The organism is Catellatospora sp. TT07R-123, assembly GCF_018327705.1.
Lineage (GTDB): Bacteria > Actinomycetota > Actinomycetes > Mycobacteriales > Micromonosporaceae > Catellatospora.
On record NZ_BNEM01000001.1, the window covers coordinates 1,487,007 to 1,506,526 of the forward strand.

Genomic DNA, 19,520 nt, shown 5'->3' on the forward strand with positions numbered 1-19,520 from the left:
CCCTCCTGAGCTGCGAAGACGCTGGAACCCCGAAGTATGAGCCGAGTAGGTCCTTTAGAGACACGCACATACGTGCGCTCGCGCCCGTCGATGCTGATCCGGTGCTCCGACGCCCCGGCGGGCACGGGCGGTTGCGCCCCGCGCCGGGGCTGGCAGCCCGCCAGCAGGACGGCCGCCACGACGGCCAGTGCCACGACTCGTGCCCGCATGCCGGCCAGTCTCCGCCACGCAGGTTCGGACCGGGTAAACCCGCTGTCAGCGATGGGTGCGGCCGTCACTTCACCAGGCGCAGCACCGCCGTGCCGACGTGCCGGTCCACCGGGTCGACCACCACCCGGTACGTGCCCGCCGACGGCAGCGTCACCGGCTTGGTGGCACCACTGCCGCCGAGCGTGCACGCGTACGCGAGCAGCACCCCGTCCGGCCCGTACAGGGCGACGTTGTTGCACTCGTCGGGCAGCGACACCTCGCTCAGCTCCAGCGTGACGGTGTCGCCCGCGCCGCCGGTGAACGTGAACTCGGCGGTCTTGCCCGGCTGGTCGATCCGCGCGACCACGCCGGGTCCGCCGACGGTGATGGTGCCGTGCTGGTCGGCGAGCTCGATGACGGTGACCGTGACGTCGCCGACGTCACCGGGCCGGTCGGCCGGGTCGACCAGGACCGTGTACGTGCCGTCGGCGGGCAGGTCCGTGGCGTCGAGGTAGCCGCGGCCGCCCGCGACGCAGCCGGTCCGCAGCACCTTGTCCTGCGGGTCGAGCAGCCGCAGCGGCGTGCACTGGTCCGGCAGCGTGGTGGTGACGTCGACGAAGACCCGCTGCCCGGCACGGGCCGGGAACTGGACCCGGGCGGTGTCGCCCGGTCTGGCCACGGTCGCGCCGATGCCGCCCGGTCCGCCGCCGACGCCCTGGCTGTGCACGGCGGCCGCGGCGTACTCGGGCTGGCCGGTGAGGGCCACGTCGAGCACGCAGGCGGCCAGCACCGGGGCGTCGGCGACGCCGTACGCACGGCACAGGGTCTCGGCGGCGGCCCGGCCGGGCAGGTCCGCCGCGTCGACCGGCCGTTGGGGGACGGTGCGGTCGGTGTAGGACTGCGTGCCGAGGCCCGGGGCGTAGGTGAACAGCGAGGTGGCGGCGTCGACGCGCCAGGAGTCGGCCAGGCGCGGGTACAGGTCGGCGAAGGCGGGCGGGACGGCCAGCGGGTCGCCGCCGCGCGGGCGTACGTCGTCGGCGGGGTCGCCGTCGAAGTCGCCGAGCAGGCCCTCCAGCTTCCCGAACAGGGTGGAGGCAGGCTGGACCTCGACGGTCAGCTGCTGCCCGCCGTAGGTGTCGACGGTGAGCACGGAGCCGTCGGGCCACACCACATGGCGCTTGGCGCCCAGGTCGACCACGAACCGGCCGCCGCCGGGCAGCGTGAACGTGCGCATCGGCTGGGCGGTGCCGTCGACCAGCAGCGTGACCGCGCGGCCGGGGTCGGCGCGCAACTCGACCACGTTCCCGCCGACGCGCATGGCCAGGGCCGTGTTGATGGTGACGATGCGCTGGCCGCCCCACGGCTCCTGGCGCACCTGGATCTCGTACGCCCCGGTGCCGTCGCGGGCCAGCACGAACTCGCCCGCGCCCTGGAAGTCGTAGCGGGTGCCGTCGAAGGTGAGCAGGTGCGGATCGCCGGAGGTCAGCGCGCACGCCTTCGCCAGGACCGACGTGGCGGGCAGCCCGGCGACGAAGTCGGCGTTGTGGATCTCCTTGAGCCGTGCCGGGTCGGTGCAGCCGGGCTCGGGCGGCGGCAGGCACTCGCCCTTGGGCAGCGGTATGTCGCCGTAGTGGTCGCGCTCGGGGTCATTGTGAATCTTGCGGAACTTGTTCTCGGCCAGGGTGGCGCGCACCTCGGCGATCGACAGCCCGGTGGCGCCCTCCTCCTTGGTGACGCACTGGTGGTAGCTGAAGGTGCGCTTGTGGTGCTCGTACGCGTGGAACAGCTCGTGGTAGAGCGAGCTGCACTTGTTGGCCTCGCCGCCCTTGCCGACGAACTTGTGGTGGTCGTTGGGGTCCCACATGAGCAGCACCCAGTTCGGGCTGATCGCGTCGGTGCGGGTGGGCAGCGGGTCGTTCGGGGCCGGACTGACCCGGCGCAGCTCGACCTTGAAGTCGGGCGCGAGGATCGTCGGCATGATGCCCATCGGGTCGTGGCCGGGTTGCTGGAAGTAGGTCCGGCACTCGGCCCAGTCGTTCTCCAAGCTCTTGTCGGGCACGACGAAAGCGTGCGCGCCGCTCGGCGGCCAGCTCACCACGACCGCGCCCGCCAGTAGCAGCAGCACGACGGCGGCCGCACCCGGCCGGCGCCGCCGACGCACCAGCAGCACGACGAGCAGTGCTGCCAGCAGCAGCGCGGCACCGGCGATCACCAGCAGCCGCGGGAAGCCCGCCTTCGGGTCGGCGGCGATCGCGGCAGCCCCCACCGGGGCGGTTGCGGCGACGCACAGCGGGGCGCCCGTGACGGCCAGGTCCGGGGCGACGTAGACCGCGGCCAGCTGCGCGGCCGAGCCGTTCTTCAGCGGGTACAGGCGGCCGAAAGTTCCGCCCGCGCGGGTCCACAGCACGGTCTCCACCGCGCGTCCGCCGTCCCAGTCCACGGTCGGCAGCGGCACGTCCACGCTCTCGCCCGGCCCCAACACCCGCAGCGTCTGGCGCAGGTAGTAGCCGAAGTCCTCGGTCGTGGCGGTCGGCCCGCCCAGCGGCGCGACCTGCTGCCCGTCCTGCATGACCGAGGTGAGCGAGACCGCGCCCAGCCCGCCCGCCGCCACCTGGCAGGGCGCCGACGCGCCGTTGGTCAACCGGGCCACCATTCCGGCAGGACCGTCGGCGACCGCCACGCCGAGGCCGCCGGTCTCGGCGTGGGCCGGGGCGGCGCCCCACCACAGTCCGATCACGAGCGTGCAGACGGCGGCGGCGCGGCGCAGCGGAGGCCTCATGCGGCACACGGTAAGTCCGGCCGCCGCCGACGCGACCCGACGAGCGGCAACCGGACAGGTCACCGGCCGTTGAGCGGCTCCCGGACCTCGTGCATCTGGGCCGCCCACGTGATCCGCGGCAGCGTGTACTCCGTCTCGGCGAACTTCTCCGGCAGCGGCTGCGGCCGCCCGAACAGCCACCCCTGCCCGAGCGTCGCGCCCAGCTGGACGGCGTGGGCCAGGTGGGTGGCCGTCTCGATGCCCTCGGCCAGCACCGCCGCGCCGGTGCGGTCGGTGTGGGCGCGCACCTCGGCGATGACCGACGCGGCCTGCGGGCTGTCCGTGGCGTGGATGACGCCCCGGTCGAGTTTGACGATGTCGGGCGAGGTCAGCGCCATCACCGCGAGGCTCTCCGAGTGGACGCCGACGTCGTCGAGGGCGACCCGCCCGCCCCGGCGGCGGATCCAGTCGACCGCGGCGACGAGCTCGGCCTCCCCACCCGACAGGGCGCGCTCGGTCATCTCGAAGACGACCTGGAGGTCCCGCATCGCGGCGGTGACGTGCTCGACCACCGACGGCGGCGGCGGCATCGACAGCGTCGCCGGTTCCACGTTCACGAACAGCGGCAGCTCGCGGGGCAGCCGCCCGACCGCCGCGCGGCAGGCCGCGGCCCGGCACACCCAGTCCAGCTCGGCCAGGCGCCCGGCTGCGACCGCGTACTGGAACAGGGCGGCGGGCAGGTGGAAGATGCTGCCCGCGGGGCCGCGCGCCAGCGCCTCGTACGCGACGACGGCGCCGGAGCGCAGCTCCACGATCGGCTGGAACAGCGGGCGGATCTCCTCGTTGGCCAGCAACGCGTCGAAGGCCGCCCGCATCGGCTCGGCATCCTCGGTGTCGACCATGCCCGCCCCCTCCCCGACCGGCTCGACGTACCCGCCCGGTGGCATATCCGGGCCGGTGGTGGCGTACTCCCGTCGATCATCGCCCGGAATCGTCGCCAACCGCGCGAAAAGGCCGGATCTCGCCGGTACGGGGAGGGCGTGTCGCGCCTCAGCCCGCCTTGAACACATCGTCGAGGAAGTCGGCCCCGGCCTCGATCAGGCCGCCGATGTCGTCGTGGCCGACGAAGCAGTGGTCGGCCCCCGGCACCGTGAGCAGCTCGGCGCGTACGCCGTGCTCCCGCAGCACCTGCGTGAGCCCCTCACTCTGCGACAGCGGCACCTGCGTGTCGGCGTCGCCGTGGATGCTGAGGAACGGCGGCGCGCCCGCGTGCACCCGCGACTGCGGGTCGCCCCAGCGCACGAACTCGCGGCGCCCCCGGATCGGGCCGCCGAACAGCACCGTGATCGGGTCGGGGTCGCCGTCCTCGTCCTCGCGCTCGAAGGCGAAGAGGTTGACGACGCCGTACCAGTTGATCACCGCCTGCAACGCGGTGTCGCCCTCGCCGACGAGCCCCGCGAGCGCGGCCACGAAGCCGCCCGCGGACTCGCCCAGCGCCGCGAACCGGTTCGGGTCCAGTTTCAGCTGGTCGGCGTAGTGCCGCAGCCAGCGGATGGCCGCCTGGATGTCGACGAGCTGGGCCGGGAACGGCGCCTCCAGCGCCAGCCGGTAGTCGACGTCGGCCACGGCGTAGCCGCGGGCCAGCAGCCGCTGGTGGAAGTCGTACGGCGCGACCGAATCGGGCATCCAGACCCGGCTGCCGCTGAAGAAGCCGCCGCCGTGCACCCACAGCACCACCGGGAACGGGCCCTCGCCCGGCGGCAGGTGCAGGTCGAGATGCAGCGGCCGGAAGCCGGCGTGGTCGGCGACGGTGCAGTTGGCGTAGGTCACCGTGGGGCGCGGCGCGGGCGGCGGGATGAAGTCGGTCATCCGTACATGATCGTCTGTCGGAGCGATTTACGCACGCTTCTTACGAGACAATGTCAAGAAGGGCACCTTCTTTCGCAAGAAGCGAACTGAAGGTGCCCTTCTCTCAGCGGAGCCTCCACCTACCGCCAGGTGGGGTCCGCGTGCCGGGACCGGTCCGCCGTCACTGGCGGACCAGGGTGAACGCGTCGACCGACAGCCACTGCCCGCCGCTGCCGGCCGAGTAGAGGCCGACCGTGAGCTGGCCGTTCGTGACGACGATCCCGGAGATCACCACCTGCCGCCAGTTCGGCCAGCCGGTGCCGGGGATCGGCGCGGTCAGCTCGGGCACGCCCGAGCCGTAGTTCTTGACGCTCAGGTAGGCGCCGCTCTGGCCGCCGCCGCCGACCGCCTGCGCGGTGAGCGTGTAGGTGCCGTTGGCCAGGCCGGTGACGGTCTGGTCGGTGTACACCTCGTACGCGACCGCCTTGTACTGGGTCAGCCGGTAGCCGCCGGTGAACCCGCCCGGGGGTCAGTGCAGGAACTTCGCGGCGTACTCGTGTGCGTCCTGCACGACGAGCGCGACGCGTTCGGGGGCGGCGTCGAGCGTGCCGTCGACGACCGTCAGGGTGGGGATGACTCCCTCGCGTACGGGCAGCCGCCAGTGGCGGTTGTAGCCCGCCTCGTGCACGCCGGTGGATCCGAACGCCGGATCGCCGAGGCACACGTGCCCGAAGGAGCGGTTGGTGCCGGTGAACAGGGCCTGGTCCGGCTGGTCGTGGTGGGTGGGCACGGTGTCGCGGTGCCCGTCCTGGACCAGCGGGATGATCCCGCCGATCCCGTCGAACCAGGCCTCGCCCGCGATCAGCAGCTCCGGGCTGTCCTGCCGGATCAGTTCCACCAGGGCGCGCAGCCCGGCGGTGGTGCTGCCACGGGGGTCGTTGTTGTACATCGCGGAGATGTCCAGGAACGCGGCGTCGAAGCCGAACTCCTGGTAGAGCCGGACGATCTGCTCGGCCAGGTGGCGGCGCCACGGCTCGTACGCCGGGTTGACCAGCGAGCCCCACGAGTGGTCGAAGTGGCGCGAGGCGTCCCAGTCGACCGACCCGATCGGCATGTGGCCGCTGGCGTTGAGCAGCTGGCCGGGCGCGGCCCAGTGCTCGAAACCGGGCAGGTCCCGGGCGGCCACGTTGGCGCCGAACATCGGCATGATCCGGGCACCGAGGGAGTGCGCGCCCTCGATCAGGCGCCGGAACCCGTCCGGGCCGCCGAGCCGCTCGTCGGTGCCGAACTTTCCGTACCAGCGGTAGTAGCGGCCCTCCCAGCCCGGCAGGTACGCCAGGATGCGCTGCGGGTCGATCTGCTCCGACAGGCGCCGGATCGTGTCGAGCATGCCGTCGTAGTCGAGGAAGACCCGGCCGGTGAAGTGCATGCCGTTCAGCGACAGGACCAGCGACGTCTGGCGCAGCCAGTCCGGCACGTCGGCGCGCTGCTCCCAGCTGGGCAGGTCGTAGGCCTGCCGCACGTGCTCGGTGTGCTCGGCCAGCACCTGCCCCAGGTCCCCGACCCGGCGCAGGTCCCACTCCGGCACCTCGAACACCGCGCTCGGGCGGCTGGCGTCGGCGTCGGCGATCAGCTCGAACTCGCACAGCTCCGGGGCGTCGAAGTGCGGCACGACGGCGAAGCGCTTGGCCCGCACCTGGGTGTCCAGGCTGCGTGCCACGGTGATCGCCCCGTCCGGGCGGCGCAGGCCGAGCAGCGGCGTGGCCAGGTCGAACCAGCCGTTGGGGTACTGCACGACCCGGCCGGTGCCGGGCACCGGCAGGTCGCCCTCGCGCAGGCCGGTGACGTCACCGGTCGGCTGGTCGTGCAGCACCACCGCCACACAGCGGATGCCGTCGAGGTGCTCGGCGCGCACCCGGACCCGTACGCCCGACTCCTGTTCGACGAACTCGACCGTGACCCGGCCGGAGCCGCGCTGCTGACCGCCCGCCCACACCAGGCCGTCGGCGACGACGGTCGTGGTGTCGCCCTGCCGGACGGTGTTCAGGCGGTCCGGGTCCAGTCCGTAGACGTTCTCGCCGGTGTGCACCCGGACGCTGACCGGGCCGAGCGGGGTGTCGAACCGCTGGTGCGGCCACCGGAAGCTCAGGTCTTGCATGGTTCGTTCTCCTCGACGTGCGTTTGTCTGGCGTACGGGCGGGTGCTGCGGGTCAGGACCCGAGTCGGCTGGCGAAGCCGCTCTGGCCGTCGGCGACGGCCTTCGCGGGGTCGCCGACGAACACCCAGTCCCGGATGAACTGCAGGTACGGGCCGGTCGGGTCGATGAACAGCGAGTTGTACTTCGCGGTGACCGGCACCTTCGCCTGCGCGATGAGCTGGTTGGCGGTCAGCAGCCGCGGCTCGGCCTGCGTGGCGGGGTTGTCGGCGGTGTCGGTGCGCACCGTGAGCTGGCCGGTCTTGGCCACGACGGTCTTCTGCACGTCCTCGGACATGCTCCAGGCGATGAAGTCCCAGGCGGTCTGGGCGTTCTTGGCGCCCTTGGAGATGCCGATGACGTCGCCGCCGAGGAAGGACGAGGTGCCCTTGGTGCCGGGGATCGGCGTGACGCCGAAGTCGAGGCCCGCCTGCGCCTTGTAGATGCTGACGGCGAAGCTGCCGAGCGCGATCATGCCGATCTTGCCGGACTGGAAGCCGGACAGCCAGGTCGCGCCGTTGTCGTCCTTGACCGCCGCGGGCATCAGCTTCTCGTCCCACATGGTCTTGTGCGCGTTGAGCGCGGCGGCCACGGCCGGGTCGTCGAGCGTGGCCTTGGTGCCGTCGGCGTTCATGATGTCGCCGCCGCTGGCCCAGATGTAGGGCAGCAGGGTGTAGGCGTTGCAGCCCGCGCAGTTGCCCGCGAAGGAGAAGCCGTAGGTGCCGTCGCCCAGCGCGGTGATCTTCCGCGCGGCGGCGACCAGCTCGTCCAGCGTCGCCGGCGGCCTGGCCGGATCGAGACCTGCTTTCGTGAACAGGGTCTTGTTGTAGTACAGCAGCGACACGTCGAGCTGGTGCGGCAGCGCGTAGACGTGGCCGTCGACGCTGCTGATGTCGACCCCGGCCGGGGCGAGCGCGGCCTTGTACGGCAGCGCGTCCACCTGCGCGGTGATGTCGGTGAGCAGGTGCTGGGTGGTCAGCGACTTCACGTTGGCGATGTCGACTGCGGCCAGGTCGGGGGCGTCGCCGCTGCGCACGGCCTGCACGTACTTCTGCACGTACTGCGCGTCCGGCACGGTCAGCATCGTGATCTTGCGGGTGGGGTTGGCGTCGTTCCACGCGGCCACCAGGGCCTTGTCCATCGGCTCGTCGGCGGCGCGGACCCACAGGGTGGCGGGGCCGGAGCCGGTGAGCTGGGCCGGGGCGGAGGCCTCGGGGGTGCTGGTGTTACCGCAGGCGGTCAGGCTGGCCGCGACGAGGGCGGCCGCCATCACCGCCAGCCGGCGGTGCCGGGGCGTTGCGTACATCTCTATTGCTCCTCTGTGGAAGTGCTATCCCTTGACGGCGCCGCCGGTGAGCCCGGCGACGTAGTAGCGCTGCAGGATGAGGAAGATCGCGATGCAGGGCACCGCGGCGAAGACCGCGCCGGTCTCCAGCACGCCCCAGTTCAGGGTGCCGCCGGCGCCGGTCTGCAGGTTGGCCAGTACGACCGGGAGGGTGTACTGCTCCTGCCGGGTGGTGAAGATGAGCGCCGCGAGGAACTCGTTCCACGCGGTGAAGAAGGAGTAGAGGGCGACCGTGGCCACCCCCGGCGCGACGATCGGCACCAGCACCCGCCACAGCGTGGCCAGGGCTCCGGCACCGTCGACGATCGCCGCCTCCTCGACCGCCGCCGGGACCGCCGCGAAGGCGGCACGCATCGTGAAGATGCCGAACGGCAGGGCGAACACGGTGTACACCAGCACCAGCCCGAACAGCGAGTTGGTGAGGTTCAGGTCGTCGAGGATCACGTACAGGGACGGGACGATCGACTGGAACGGGATCATGAGCGTGGACAGGACGATCAGGAACAGCAGGCCCTGGAAGCGGAACCGGAACCGGGCGAAGCCGTAGCCGGCCAGCACCGCCAGCGCGGTCGCCGCGACCACGGTGCCCGCGGTGACCAGCAGGCTGTTGACCACGTTGCGCCACAGGCCCGCGTCCAGCAGCCGCTGGTAGTTCTCCAGGCTGGGCCGGGTCGGCAGCAGCGTCGGCGGGGTCTGCGCGAACTCCGCGCCGGTCTTGAACGACGACACCACCAGCCAGGCCAGCGGCGCCACGAACAGCACTGCCAGCAGCCCGCAGACGGTGTAGAAGGCGGTCGCGGGCAGCCATTCCGGACGGCCCCGGCGGCGGCGCGGGCGCGCCTGCTCGCGCGGCGTGGTCAGCACGGCGGTCGGCGTGGTCACTGGTCCTCCCGGGTACGCACGATCAGCAGCTGGATGCTCGTGAGGATGAGCAGGATGACCATGAGCCCGATCGACATCGCGGCCGAGTAGCCCAGGTTGAAGTCGATGAAGCCCGCCCGGTAGATCAGGTAGACCACCGGGATGGTGCTGTTGTCGGGCCCGCCCTGGGTCAGGATGAAGAACTGGTCGAACGCCAGGTAGCTGCCGATCACGGTCAGGATCAGGACCAGCCCGATCGTCGGCCGCAGCAGCGGCAGCGTGATGGAGCGGAACATCCGGGCCGGGCGGGCGCCGTCGACCTGGGCCGCCTCGTAGAAGTCCTTCGAGATGGCCTGCATCCCGGACATCAGCAGCAGCATGGTCAGGCCGACGGTCTTCCAGACCACCAGCACCACGACCACCGCCAGCGCGCTGGAGAAGTCGCTGAACACCGAGACGTTGCCGTCCACCAGCCCCACCCGGCGCAACAGGTCGGGCACGATGCCGATGCGGTCGTCGAGCAGCCACAGCGTCAGGTAGCTCGCGGTGGCGAAGCCGATCACCACCGGCATCACGAACGCCGTACGCAGCAGGCCGACGCCGCGTCTGCGGTGACGCACCGCCAGCGCCAGCGCGAACCCGACCAGCAGCAGCGCCGCCGTGACGATCACCGTGTAGAGCGTGGTGAAGCCGAGGCTCTGCCAGAACTGGGTGTCCCCGGCCAGGCGGGTGTAGTTGTCCAGGCCGACGAACGTGCGGTCGCCCAGCAGCGACCAGTCGTAGAACGACATCACCGCGGTGACGATCACCGGCACCACGAAGATGCCGAGCACGAGCAGGACGGCCGGCAGCACGAACAGCAGCCCGAGCCGCTGGCGGCGGGCCTGCGGTCCGCGCCGCCGCGGCCGGGTTCCGGCCGATACACTCAGCGCCATCGTTCGCCTTCCGGTTTACTTAATCGATTTCGTTGGCCGAACGTTACAGCAGTGCGTCCATCCGATGTCAAGAGCATGGGCTGGAGTTTCTGCTACAGTCCCGGCCTGTCCTGTTTACGAAACCGATTAGGGAGCCCGGTGGCCGCAGCGCACAGCTCATCCGCCCGCGTGACGATCCGCGACGTGGCGTCCGTAGCGGGCGTCTCCACCGCCACCGTCTCCAAGGTGCTCAACGAGCGGCCCGACGTCGGCGCCGAGGTCCGCCAGCGGGTCCTGGACACCATCGGGCGGCTCGGCTACCGCCCCAACGCCGTCGCGCGCGGCCTGCGCTCGCGCCACACCGACACCATCGCGATCCTCACCGACGACCTGGAGGGGATCTTCACCAACGCGCTCATGCGCGGCGTGGAGGACGCCGCCTCGGCGTACGACGTCTCGGTCCTGCTCGCCAACAGCTACGGCGACCCCGAGAAGGAGCGCAAGCACCTGCGCCGCCTGCTCGACCGCCAGGTCGACGGGCTCATCATCATGTCCGGCAACCGGGTCCGCCCCCGCTCCGGCCCGGCGCTGCCGCTGCCCGCGACGCCGTACGTCTTCCTCTACGAGTACGGCACCGCCGAACCCGTGCCCAGCGTGCTGCCCGACGACCGGGGCGGGGCCGCGCTGGCCGCCCAGCACCTCGTCGACCTCGGCCGCCGCCGCATCGGCTTCATCAACGGACCCGCCTCCTGGGAGGCCACCGCCGACCGGCTCGACGGCCTGACCACCACCCTCGCCGCCGCCGGAGTCCCGTTGGAGCCGGCCTTCGTCCGCCACGCCGCCTCCTGGTCACCGGAGGACGGGTACGCCCTGGCCAACGCGCTGCTGGACGCCCCCGAGCCCCCCGACGCGATCTTCGGCGCCAGCGACGACCTCGCCATCGGCGCGCTCGCCGCGATCCACGAGCGCGGCCTGCGCATCCCCGAGGACGTCGCCGTCGTCGGCTTCGACGACCGGTCGCTGGCCGTGCACCAGCGGCCGCCGCTCACCACCGTGGCCCTGCCGCTGCTGGAGATGGGGCGGGTCGCCGGGCAGCGGCTGCTCGACGCCGTCAACGGCGAGCCGCAGCGGCACGAACTGATCCGCGTCCCCTGCGAGCTGCGGGTACGCGCCTCCACCCTGGGCCGCCAGACCACCGCCGCCTGACCTCGGCCGGTCAGCCCGGCGCGTCCCGGTAGCGGTCCGCAGCCGCGCGCAGTTCCGCCGCGACCCGGCGGCGGATCTCCGGCGGCGCCAGCACCTCGACGGCGGCGCCCAGCCCGACCAGGGCGGCGCACGCCCAGTGCTCGTTCTCGAACGGGACGGTCAGGTCGAGCTCCGCCGGGGCCGTCAGCGGCACCAGCGGCTGCCCGTGCACCGGCACGGCCCGCCGCAGCCGCGGCAGCGCCCGAGGCTCGACGCGGACCGTCACCTCGACCGCCGTGACCTCCCGCTCCAGTTCACGGCGCGCCTGCGCCCAGACCTCGGCCAGGTCGAACCCGTCCGGGCGGACCACCGGCCCGTCCAGCGGCTCCACCGTCGCCACCCGCGACACCCGGTACGTCCGCCGCCGCCCGTCCCGCAGCGCCACCAGGTACCAGTCGCCCGCGGCGAGCACCAGCCCCAGCGGATCGACCTCCCGGTCGGCGGCCTCGCCCGCGCGCACGTAGCTGATCCGCACCCGCCGGTCGCGCCACACCGCCTCGGCCAGTTCGGTCAGGCAGGGCACCGGCTCGGGCGTGCCGTACCAGCGGTACGGGTCGAGGTGGAACCGCTCCACGCTGCGGGCGGCCCGCTCCCGGGCGGCGCCGGTGAGGCTGGCCCAGACCTTGATCCGGGCGCCCTCCAGCATCTCGCCGAGCCCCAGTTCCCGCGCCGGGCCCGCGAGCCCGAGGAAAGCCAGCGCCCCGGCCTCGTCCAGGCCGACCCCGGTCAGCCGGGTGCGGTAGCCGCCGTCGAGCCGGTACCCGCCCGCAGGTCCCCGTACGGCGCGCACCGGGATGCCGTTGGCCAGCAGCGCCTCGACGTCGCGCTGCACGGTGCGCTCGCTGACCTCCAGCAGCCGGGCCAGGTCCCCGCCGCTGGCCTGACCGCGGACTTGCAGGTGCAGGAGCAGGGTCATCATCCGGGCCGCACGCATCCGCCGATGTTCGCACGTATACGACAAAAGATGTCGGGTATCCGGGCGATAGTTCTCCGCGAAGGCACCGGATCCGGTGCCTCGACGGAAGGGAAGACGACATGGTCCAGGTCACCGGCGCACCGATCCGGCCCCGGCAGTTCCACGAGGCCGACGGCACCGGCGACTGGCGGGTCACCGGCGAAGGCGCCTGCGCCTGCTACCGCACCGGCTCGCTCGCCGAGGCGCTGCGCCTGGCCACCGCCATCGGCGCGCTCGACCTCGGCGGACTCGTCCCCGACCTGGACCTGCGCGGCGGCGAGCTGACGGTCCGGCTCATCACCGTCACCGACGACTACTACGGTCTGACCGACGCGGACCTGGCCGCCGCCCGCCTGATCGCCGAACTGGCCCGCGAGCTGGGCGCCGTCGCCGATCCGACCGCGCCGCAGACGGTGCAGGTGACGATCGACGCGCTGGTGGGGCCGCAGGTGGTGCCGTTCTGGCGGGCACTGCTCGGGTACGCCGACCGGGCGGGCAGTCCTGAGGACCTGATCGACCCGCGCCGCCGCGGCGCGCCGTTCTACTTCCAGCAGATGGACACGCCCCGGCCGCAGCGCAACCGGGTGCACGTGGACGTGTGGGTGCCGTACGACCAGGCCGAATCGCGCCTCGCGGCGGCGCTGGCGGCAGGCGGCCACCTGCTCACCGCCGAACACGCCCCCTCCCACTGGGTACTCGCCGACCCCGAAGGCAACGAGGCCTGCCTCGCCACCGCCGGCTGCCCGTCCTAGATCAGCCAAGTTGCCGGGCAATCGGGCGTAATCCGGGGCCCGATACCCCCGATTGCCCGGCAACTTGCGCGATCTTGACGGCCGCGCACCGCGCTCACGCCGGGCGGGGCGGAGGGGCTGGGGTGGGTGGGTCAGGGGTGCAAGGCGTGGAGCAGGGCGAGGCCTTCGGGCCAGGAGCCGAGGTTCGAGTCGGCGTTGAGGTGGCCGCCGCCGGGGACCACGACCAGTCGCGAGCCCCACGCGGCCGCGAACTGCTCGCTGCGCGGCAGCGCCGCCCACGGGTCGTCGTCGCCCGCCACCACGATGCTCGGGAACGGCAGCCGGGCCAGCGGGATCGGCCGGAAGTTGTACAGCGGCGGGACGTCGGCGGTGTCGATGTCGGCCGGGGCGACCAGCAGCGCACCGGCCACCTTGGCCGTGTCGGCGCCGGAGGCGGCCCAGTGCGCGACGGTGACGCAGCCGAGGCTGTGCGCGGCCAGCACGACCGGGCCGGTCGCGGCCGCGATCGCCGCGCCGAGGGTACGCACCCAGTCCGCCACCAGCGGCGTGAACCAGTCGTCCTGCTCGACCCGGACGAACCCGTGCTCGCGCTCCCAGGCACTCTGCCAGTGCGCGGGGCCGGAGTTCTCGAAACCGGGCAGGATCAGCACGCTCGTCACGGATGCCAGCCTAGGCAGCGCGGACCGGGGCGGTCCACGTCCTGTTGATCACATGCGCCCTCAGCGTACGGCGGCGAGCAGGTCGCGCAGCAGCTCGGCCAGGCGGCGGGCGTCGGCGGGCGGCAGCTTGGCCAGGATCTCCCGCTGGAGCTCCAGCCCGGCCGCGACGGCGCGGTCGACGGTGTCCTTCCCCGACGGCGTGAGCCGCACCCGCAGCGAGCGGCGGTCGTCGGGGTGGGGCTGCCGCTCCACCAGCCCCGCCCGCTCCAGCCGGTCCAGCCGGCCGGTCATGCCGCCGGTGGTGAGCATGAGCGTGTCCGACAGCTGCTTGGGCGACAGGGTGAACGGCTCGCCCGAGCGCCGCAGCGTGGCCAGCACGTCGAACTCGGCCCGGCTGATGCCGAAGGGCTGGTAGACCCGCTCGACCCGCTCCCCCATCGCCGCCGCGATGCGGTAGACGCGGCCGAACAGCTCCATCGGCAGCAGCTCGCCGAGGTCGGGGCGCTCGGCGCGCCACTGGTCGCCGATCGCGTCCACACCGTCTGCGTGCATGCGGCCAGTATGCCATGCCTCACAGTCAAGTAAGTATCTTGACGCTAACTAGCTTAGTGCTAAGTTACTTGCAGACAACCTATTGGGGAGGACGTCGTGAGACGGGTGCCGGGAGAGCGGGCGCTGATCGCGGGCATGCTGGTGGACGCGGTCGGCTCGGGGATGTACGTCCCGTTCAGCCTGATCTTCTTCCAGCGGGTGACCGGCCTGCCGCTGACCGCCATCGGCGCCGTGCTGACCGGAGCCGGCCTGGTCGGCATGGCCGGGCTGCCGCTGGCCGGGCTGGCTGTCGACCGGTTCGGCGCGCACCGCAGCCGCCAGGCCGTATACCTGCTCCGAGCGCTGGGCTTCGCCGCGTTCCCGCTGGGCACCAGCCTGCCGGCGTTCGCCGCGATCGCCACCCTCACCGCCGCCGGGGACCGCGCCTTCCCCGCAGTGCAGCAGGCGCTCGTCGGCGAGATCGCGCAGGGCGCGCACCGCGACCGGTTGATGGCGCTGACCCGCAGCGTCCGCAACGGCGGGCTGGGCGCGGGAGCGCTGCTGGCCGCCGGGGTGGTCGCGTTCGCCGGGGACCGCGGCTTCGTCCTCGCGGCCTGGCTCAACGCCGCCAGCTTCCTGGTCGCGGCGCTCCTGTCGGCCCGGGTCCGCAGCGCGCGGGCGGCCACCCCGGCGGTCCGGGCGCGGGCCACCTACCGCACCGTGTTCGGCGACCGGCCGTACGCGGCACTGACCGGCGCGAACTTCCTCATCGCACTCGGCTACGCGGCGCTGACGCTGCTGCTGCCCGCGTACGCCGTCAGCCGCCTCGACCTGCCCGCCACCATCGCCGGGCCGCTGTTCGCCGTGAACACCGCGCTGTGCGCGTTCGCCGGGGTGCCGGTCGGGCGGCTCACCCGCCGGTACGCCCGCCGCACCCGGGTCGCCGCCGCGGGAGCGCTGCTGTTCAGCGCCGCCTTCCTCGGGTACGCCCTGCTGGAGCTGCTCCCCCGTCCGGCGCTGCCGGTCGGCCTGGTCGCGATGCTCGTCCTCTACACCGCCGGCGAGCTGGTGCACAGCCCCAGCGCGGGCGCGCTGTCGGTCGGCGCCGCTCCCGAGGCCGCCCGGGGCCGCTACCTGGCCACCTACCAGCTGTCCTGGGCGCTGTCGTCGACGATCGCGCCGTCGCTGTTCACCGCGCTGCTGGCCGCCGACGGGCGGCTGCCGTGGCTGGTCCTGGCCGCGAGCACCGCGCTGGGCGCGGCCGTCCTGGTCCGGCTGGAGCGCACCCTGCCGCAGGCTGCCGTGTACACCGACCCACAACCCGTCCCGGCGCCCGTCCCAGCGCCCGCACCGGTGGCCGTGACGGTCCGCACCCTGGCCGGAGCGGCACGATGAGATTCCTGCTGACCGCCCTCGCGCCGCTGACCTGGGGCACCACCTACATCGTCACCACCGAGCTGCTGCCGCCCGACCGGCCGCTGCTGACCGGGGCGCTGCGGGCCCTGCCCGCCGGGCTGCTGCTGCTCGCCGCCGTACGCACCCTGCCGCACGGCTCCTGGTGGTGGCGGGCCGCCGTGCTCGGCACCCTCAACATCGGCGCGTTCTTCCCGCTGCTGTTCCTGGCCGCATACCGCCTGCCGGGCGGGGTGGCCGCGGTGCTCGGCTCGGTGCAGCCGCTGATCGTCATCGGACTGTCCGCCGCACTGCTCGGCCAGTCGGCCCGCCCCCGCGCCGTGGCCGCCGGGCTGCTCGGCGTGGCCGGGGTGGCGCTGGTGGTGCTGCGGCCGCAGTCGGCCGGGTTCGACGCCCTGGGCCTGGTCGCCGGGCTGGCCGGGGCCGCCGCCATGGGCGCCGGGACGGTGCTGGGCAAGCGCTGGGGCAGGCCCGACGGCGTCGGCCCGTTGACCCTCACCGCATGGCAGCTCACCGTCGGCGGCCTGCTCATCACCCCGCTCGCGCTGGCCGTCGAAGGACTGCCGCCGCACCTGACCACCACCAACCTCGCCGGGTACGGCTACCTCGCGACCGTGAACACCGCGGTGGCCTACTGGCTGTGGTGGCGCGGGCTGGACCGGATCCCGGCCGCCTCGGCGGCGTTCCTCGCCCTGCTCAGCCCGGTCACCGCCGTCACCGTCGGCTGGCTGGTGCTGGACCAGTCACTGACCGCCGTACAGCTCGCGGGAATGGCCCTGGCCCTGACCGCCACCGCCGCCGGCGCCCTCACCGCCGCGCCGAAGACCAGCCAAGTTGCCGGGCAATCGGGCACTGAACAGCCCCGGATTCGCCCAGTTGCCCGGCAAGTCAGCTGATCTTGAGGGGTGCGGCGGGTCAGGGCCGGAGGTCGAGGCCCGCAGCCCGGTAGACGGCGTCGATGACGGTCATGTTGGCGACCGAGTCGGCGGGCGGGGTGAGCACCGGGGCGCCGCGCAGGACCGCGTCGGCGAAGGCCCGCAGCTGGTGGGTGTACGTCGCCTCGCCCGGCACCTTCTCCACCGTGCGCCGCCCGTCGCGCACCAGCGTGAACCGGGGCCACACCGACGGCATCAGATACATCGGGATGCGGATCGAACCGCGCTCGCCCTCGACGAAGGCGGCGAAGTCGAGCAGCTTCGACGACCACATGCTGGCCGTCATCTGCCCGGTCGCCCCGCCCTCGAACCGGAACTGCGCCGTCATCGCCCGGTCCACCCCGGGCGAGCGCAGCTTCGCCGCCGCCGACACCACCTGCGGCTCGCCCCCGCCCAGCAGCCGCAGCACGTGGATCGCGTAACAGCCCGCGTCCATCGTCGCGCCCCCGGCCAGGGCCAGGTTGTACCGGATGTCGCCGAAGCGCGGCAGCGGGAAGCACATCGCCGAGCGCACGTGCCGCACCGGCCCGATCGCGCCCTCGGCCAGCAGCTGCTCGACCCGCCGGATCAGCGGGTGATACCGGTAGTGGAACGCCTCCATCACCACCAGCCCGGACCCGTCGGCGGCCGCCTGCACCCGCCGGGCCTGCTCGGCGTTGCTGGTCAGCGGCTTCTCGCACAGCACGTGCTTGCCCGCCGCCAGCGCCCGCAGCGTCCACTGCTCGTGCAGCCCGTTGGGCAGCGGGATGTACACCGCGTCCAGCTCGGGATCGGCCAGCAGCGCCTCGTAGTCCCGGTGCACCACGGGCACACCGTGCTTGGCGGCGAACTCGCGGGCCCTGCCGGGATCGCGGGCCGCCACCGCCGCGACCGTCACCTCGGGGACCGCCCGCGCCGGGTTCACGATGCCGTTGCGGTTGATCCGGGCGGCGCCGAGGACACCGATACGCAGCTGATCCATGGCGACAGCGTGGCAGGCCCGCCGCGGGAAGCACCAAGGGGGTCTGCGACTCCTACCGTGTTTCGAGCAAACACCCATAGGCTCGGGTGATGCTGAGCCGGCCCCCCGTCGAGCCCGCCCCGCCCCGCTCCCCCGCGCCGGAGAGCCCGGTGGCGGTCGAGCCCGCGCCGATCCCCTGGTATCGGCGGCATTCCCGCGCCCTGCTCGCCGCCGTCACCGCCGCCGCGCTGGTGCTGACCGCGATCACGGCGTTCCGCTGGGGTGCGTCCACATCGGGCGAACCGGCGGCCCGGCCGTCGCCGTCGAAGTCGGCCGAACGACCGCCGACCATCGCCGAGATCCACGCCGCGATGGTGCCGTCTGTCGTCTCCGTGTACGTCCAGGGCAAGGACAAGGCGGGCAAGGCGGAGTCGGCCAGCGGCACGGGCGTGGTCGCCAACGCCGACGGCACGATCCTGACCGCGCTGCACGTCGTACGCGGCGCTACCGCGATCGAGGTGGTGTTCGCCGACGGGACGCGCAGCAAGGCCGCGATCACGAGCACCGACCCCGGCCGCGACATCGCCACCCTGCTGCCCGCCGAGCTGCCGTCCCTGCTGGTCCCGGCGGTGCTCGGCAGCGGTGCGGCGATCGGGGACACCGTCGTGGCCATCGGCGACCAGCTCGGCCTGACCGGCTCGACCACGACCGGTGTCGTGTCCGGACTGGACCGCACCATCACCACCGAGGACAGCGGCAAGCTCGCCGGCCTGATCCAGTTCGACGCCGCGGTGAACCCGGGCAGCTCCGGCGGCCCGCTGGTCAACGCGCGCGGCCAGACCATCGGCATCGTGGTGGCGCTGGCCAACCCGACCGACGCGGGCACCTTCATCGGCGTCGGCTTCGCCGTGCCGATCGGCGTCGCCGTGGCCGGCGGCAGCCGCCCGCCCCTGCTCTAGCACGCACCCCCGAACCCCCGATGAGGACGGAACCACACATGAACGCTGCCGCCCCCGGCCCGACCACCGTCGAGCAGGTGCTCTACGAGGTCAAGAAGGTCATCGTCGGGCAGGACCTGCTGCTGGAGCGGCTGCTGGTCGCGCTGCTGGCGCGCGGGCACATCCTGGTCGAGGGCGTGCCCGGCCTGGCCAAGACGCTGGCGGTCAAGTCGCTGGCCGAGGCGGTCGGCGGGCAGTTCCAGCGGGTGCAGTTCACCCCCGACCTGGTCCCGGCCGACATCGTCGGCACCCGGATCTACCACCAGCACAGCGGCGATTTCCAGGTGTCGCTCGGGCCGGTCTTCACCAACCTGCTGCTGGCCGACGAGATCAACCGGGCCCCGGCGAAGGTGCAGAGCGCGCTGCTGGAGGTGATGCAGGAGCACCAGGTCACCATCGGGCGCGAGACGCACCGGGTGCCCGAGCCGTTCCTGGTGCTGGCCACCCAGAACCCGATCGAGTCCGACGGGACGTATCCGCTGCCCGAGGCACAGGTCGACCGGTTCATGATGAAGATCATCGTCGGGTACCCGAACCCGACCGAGGAGTTCGTCATCGTCGAGCGGGCCCTGGGCGCCACCGCCGCGATCCAGGCCATCACCGGCCCCGAGCAGCTCATCGCACTCCAGCAGCAGGCCGACCGCGTCTACATCGACCCGTCGCTGATCGAATACGCCGTCCGGCTCACCAACGCCACCCGGGAACCGGCCCTGGTCGGCCTCGGCGACCTGGCCCGCTACGTCACGTTCGGGGCCAGCCCGCGCGCCTCGATCAACCTGGTGCTGGCCGCCCGCGCGCTGGCGTTCATCCGGGGCCGCGACTACGCCCTGGCGCAGGACCTGCTCGACCTGGCCCCGGACGTGCTGCGCCACCGGCTGATCCTGTCCTACGAGGCGCTGGCCGACGAGGTGAGCGCCGACTGGCTGCTCGACCGGATCCTGGCCGCGCTGCCGCAGCCGGTGCTCGCACTCCAGGGCCGCTGA

18 protein-coding genes are annotated in these 19,520 nt (G+C 72.9%); 6 read left to right on the forward strand and 12 right to left on the reverse strand.

Features of this window, described 5'->3' with window-relative positions:
- Window positions 1-274 precede the first annotated feature (274 nt).
- The 8 genes from Cs7R123_RS06200 to Cs7R123_RS06235 form a co-directional block, all read right to left on the reverse strand.
- Window positions 275-2,968 carry a VWD domain-containing protein gene (locus Cs7R123_RS06200; RefSeq protein WP_212824142.1) on the reverse strand — a complete coding sequence of 898 codons (2,694 nt, stop codon included), beginning with the start codon at window positions 2,966-2,968 and terminating at the stop codon, window positions 275-277.
- Between the two features lie 59 nt (window positions 2,969-3,027).
- Window positions 3,028-3,849 (reverse strand): EAL domain-containing protein, encoded by an 822-nt coding sequence (locus Cs7R123_RS06205; protein WP_212824144.1) that lies wholly within the window; start codon window positions 3,847-3,849, stop codon window positions 3,028-3,030.
- A 148-nt stretch (window positions 3,850-3,997) separates the two neighbouring features.
- Window positions 3,998-4,816, reverse strand: a complete 819-nt coding sequence (locus Cs7R123_RS06210) for an alpha/beta hydrolase (RefSeq protein ID WP_212824145.1) — start codon at window positions 4,814-4,816, stop codon at window positions 3,998-4,000.
- A 160-nt stretch (window positions 4,817-4,976) separates the two neighbouring features.
- Window positions 4,977-5,264, reverse strand: coding sequence for a hypothetical protein (locus tag Cs7R123_RS06215; RefSeq protein WP_212824146.1), 288 nt, complete (start codon window positions 5,262-5,264; stop codon window positions 4,977-4,979).
- A gap of 60 nt (window positions 5,265-5,324) precedes the next feature.
- Window positions 5,325-6,953 (reverse strand): hypothetical protein, encoded by a 1,629-nt coding sequence (locus tag Cs7R123_RS06220; RefSeq protein WP_212824147.1) that lies wholly within the window; start codon window positions 6,951-6,953, stop codon window positions 5,325-5,327.
- A gap of 52 nt (window positions 6,954-7,005) precedes the next feature.
- Entirely contained in the window at window positions 7,006-8,295 is a 1,290-nt protein-coding gene (locus Cs7R123_RS06225) for a sugar ABC transporter substrate-binding protein (protein ID WP_212824148.1), read from the reverse strand.
- Window positions 8,296-8,319: 24 nt separating this feature from the next.
- Window positions 8,320-9,216, reverse strand: a complete 897-nt coding sequence (locus Cs7R123_RS06230) for a carbohydrate ABC transporter permease (protein ID WP_212824149.1) — start codon at window positions 9,214-9,216, stop codon at window positions 8,320-8,322.
- A complete protein-coding gene (locus Cs7R123_RS06235; RefSeq protein WP_212824150.1) occupies window positions 9,213-10,130 on the reverse strand; it encodes a carbohydrate ABC transporter permease in 918 nt (305 codons plus the stop codon). Before Cs7R123_RS06235 ends, Cs7R123_RS06230 begins: the two co-directional genes overlap by 4 nt.
- A 183-nt stretch (window positions 10,131-10,313) precedes the next feature.
- On the opposite strand from Cs7R123_RS06235, the gene Cs7R123_RS06240 reads away from it, so the two are divergent.
- Window positions 10,314-11,315 carry a LacI family DNA-binding transcriptional regulator gene (locus Cs7R123_RS06240; RefSeq protein ID WP_212824151.1) on the forward strand — a complete coding sequence of 334 codons (1,002 nt, stop codon included), beginning with the start codon at window positions 10,314-10,316 and terminating at the stop codon, window positions 11,313-11,315.
- A gap of 10 nt (window positions 11,316-11,325) precedes the next feature.
- On the opposite strand, the gene Cs7R123_RS06245 is transcribed toward Cs7R123_RS06240, so the two are convergent.
- A complete protein-coding gene (locus Cs7R123_RS06245; protein WP_212824152.1) occupies window positions 11,326-12,288 on the reverse strand; it encodes a YafY family protein in 963 nt (320 codons plus the stop codon).
- Window positions 12,289-12,389: 101 nt separating this feature from the next.
- Here Cs7R123_RS06245 and Cs7R123_RS06250 point away from each other — a divergent pair, with 101 nt between their 5' ends.
- Window positions 12,390-13,061, forward strand: coding sequence for a VOC family protein (locus tag Cs7R123_RS06250; RefSeq protein WP_212824153.1), 672 nt, complete (start codon window positions 12,390-12,392; stop codon window positions 13,059-13,061).
- 131 nt (window positions 13,062-13,192) lie between these two features.
- Here Cs7R123_RS06250 and Cs7R123_RS06255 read toward each other — a convergent pair whose 3' ends face one another.
- Complete coding sequence (locus Cs7R123_RS06255) at window positions 13,193-13,720, reverse strand: alpha/beta hydrolase (protein WP_212824154.1); 528 nt, start codon at window positions 13,718-13,720, stop codon at window positions 13,193-13,195.
- Window positions 13,721-13,780: 60 nt separating this feature from the next.
- Window positions 13,781-14,272, reverse strand: coding sequence for a MarR family winged helix-turn-helix transcriptional regulator (locus tag Cs7R123_RS06260; protein WP_212824155.1), 492 nt, complete (start codon window positions 14,270-14,272; stop codon window positions 13,781-13,783).
- Window positions 14,273-14,368: 96 nt separating this feature from the next.
- Between Cs7R123_RS06260 and Cs7R123_RS06265 the strand changes: the two genes are divergently transcribed.
- A complete protein-coding gene (locus Cs7R123_RS06265) occupies window positions 14,369-15,646 on the forward strand; it encodes an MFS transporter (RefSeq protein WP_212824156.1) in 1,278 nt (425 codons plus the stop codon).
- Complete coding sequence (locus tag Cs7R123_RS06270) at window positions 15,643-16,560, forward strand: EamA family transporter (RefSeq protein ID WP_212824157.1); 918 nt, start codon at window positions 15,643-15,645, stop codon at window positions 16,558-16,560. Before Cs7R123_RS06265 ends, Cs7R123_RS06270 begins: the two co-directional genes overlap by 4 nt.
- A 19-nt stretch (window positions 16,561-16,579) precedes the next feature.
- Here the strand turns inward: Cs7R123_RS06270 and Cs7R123_RS06275 are convergent, their stop codons facing one another.
- Window positions 16,580-17,560 carry a Gfo/Idh/MocA family protein gene (locus Cs7R123_RS06275; protein ID WP_212824159.1) on the reverse strand — a complete coding sequence of 327 codons (981 nt, stop codon included), beginning with the start codon at window positions 17,558-17,560 and terminating at the stop codon, window positions 16,580-16,582.
- A gap of 89 nt (window positions 17,561-17,649) precedes the next feature.
- On the opposite strand from Cs7R123_RS06275, the gene Cs7R123_RS06280 reads away from it, so the two are divergent.
- A complete protein-coding gene (locus Cs7R123_RS06280) occupies window positions 17,650-18,498 on the forward strand; it encodes a S1C family serine protease (protein WP_212824161.1) in 849 nt (282 codons plus the stop codon).
- A 38-nt stretch (window positions 18,499-18,536) separates the two neighbouring features.
- Window positions 18,537-19,520, forward strand: coding sequence for a MoxR family ATPase (locus tag Cs7R123_RS06285; protein WP_244871643.1), 984 nt, complete (start codon window positions 18,537-18,539; stop codon window positions 19,518-19,520).

Coding starts and splice junctions, on each gene's coding strand:
- Cs7R123_RS06275 (WP_212824159.1), bottom strand. CDS start 17,560: ATGGATCAGCTGCGTATCGGTGTCCTCGGCGCCGCCCGGATCAACCGC.
- Cs7R123_RS06270 (WP_212824157.1), top strand. CDS start 15,643: ATGAGATTCCTGCTGACCGCCCTCGCGCCGCTGACCTGGGGCACCACC.
- Cs7R123_RS06245 (WP_212824152.1), bottom strand. CDS start 12,288: ATGCGTGCGGCCCGGATGATGACCCTGCTCCTGCACCTGCAAGTCCGC.
- Cs7R123_RS06235 (WP_212824150.1), bottom strand. CDS start 10,130: ATGGCGCTGAGTGTATCGGCCGGAACCCGGCCGCGGCGGCGCGGACCG.
- Cs7R123_RS06225 (WP_212824148.1), bottom strand. CDS start 8,295: ATGTACGCAACGCCCCGGCACCGCCGGCTGGCGGTGATGGCGGCCGCC.
- Cs7R123_RS06250 (WP_212824153.1), top strand. CDS start 12,390: ATGGTCCAGGTCACCGGCGCACCGATCCGGCCCCGGCAGTTCCACGAG.
- Cs7R123_RS06260 (WP_212824155.1), bottom strand. CDS start 14,272: ATGCACGCAGACGGTGTGGACGCGATCGGCGACCAGTGGCGCGCCGAG.
- Cs7R123_RS06220 (WP_212824147.1), bottom strand. CDS start 6,953: ATGCAAGACCTGAGCTTCCGGTGGCCGCACCAGCGGTTCGACACCCCG.
- Cs7R123_RS06205 (WP_212824144.1), bottom strand. CDS start 3,849: ATGGTCGACACCGAGGATGCCGAGCCGATGCGGGCGGCCTTCGACGCG.
- Cs7R123_RS06280 (WP_212824161.1), top strand. CDS start 17,650: ATGCTGAGCCGGCCCCCCGTCGAGCCCGCCCCGCCCCGCTCCCCCGCG.
- Cs7R123_RS06285 (WP_244871643.1), top strand. CDS start 18,537: ATGAACGCTGCCGCCCCCGGCCCGACCACCGTCGAGCAGGTGCTCTAC.
- Cs7R123_RS06210 (WP_212824145.1), bottom strand. CDS start 4,816: ATGACCGACTTCATCCCGCCGCCCGCGCCGCGCCCCACGGTGACCTAC.
- Cs7R123_RS06200 (WP_212824142.1), bottom strand. CDS start 2,968: ATGAGGCCTCCGCTGCGCCGCGCCGCCGCCGTCTGCACGCTCGTGATC.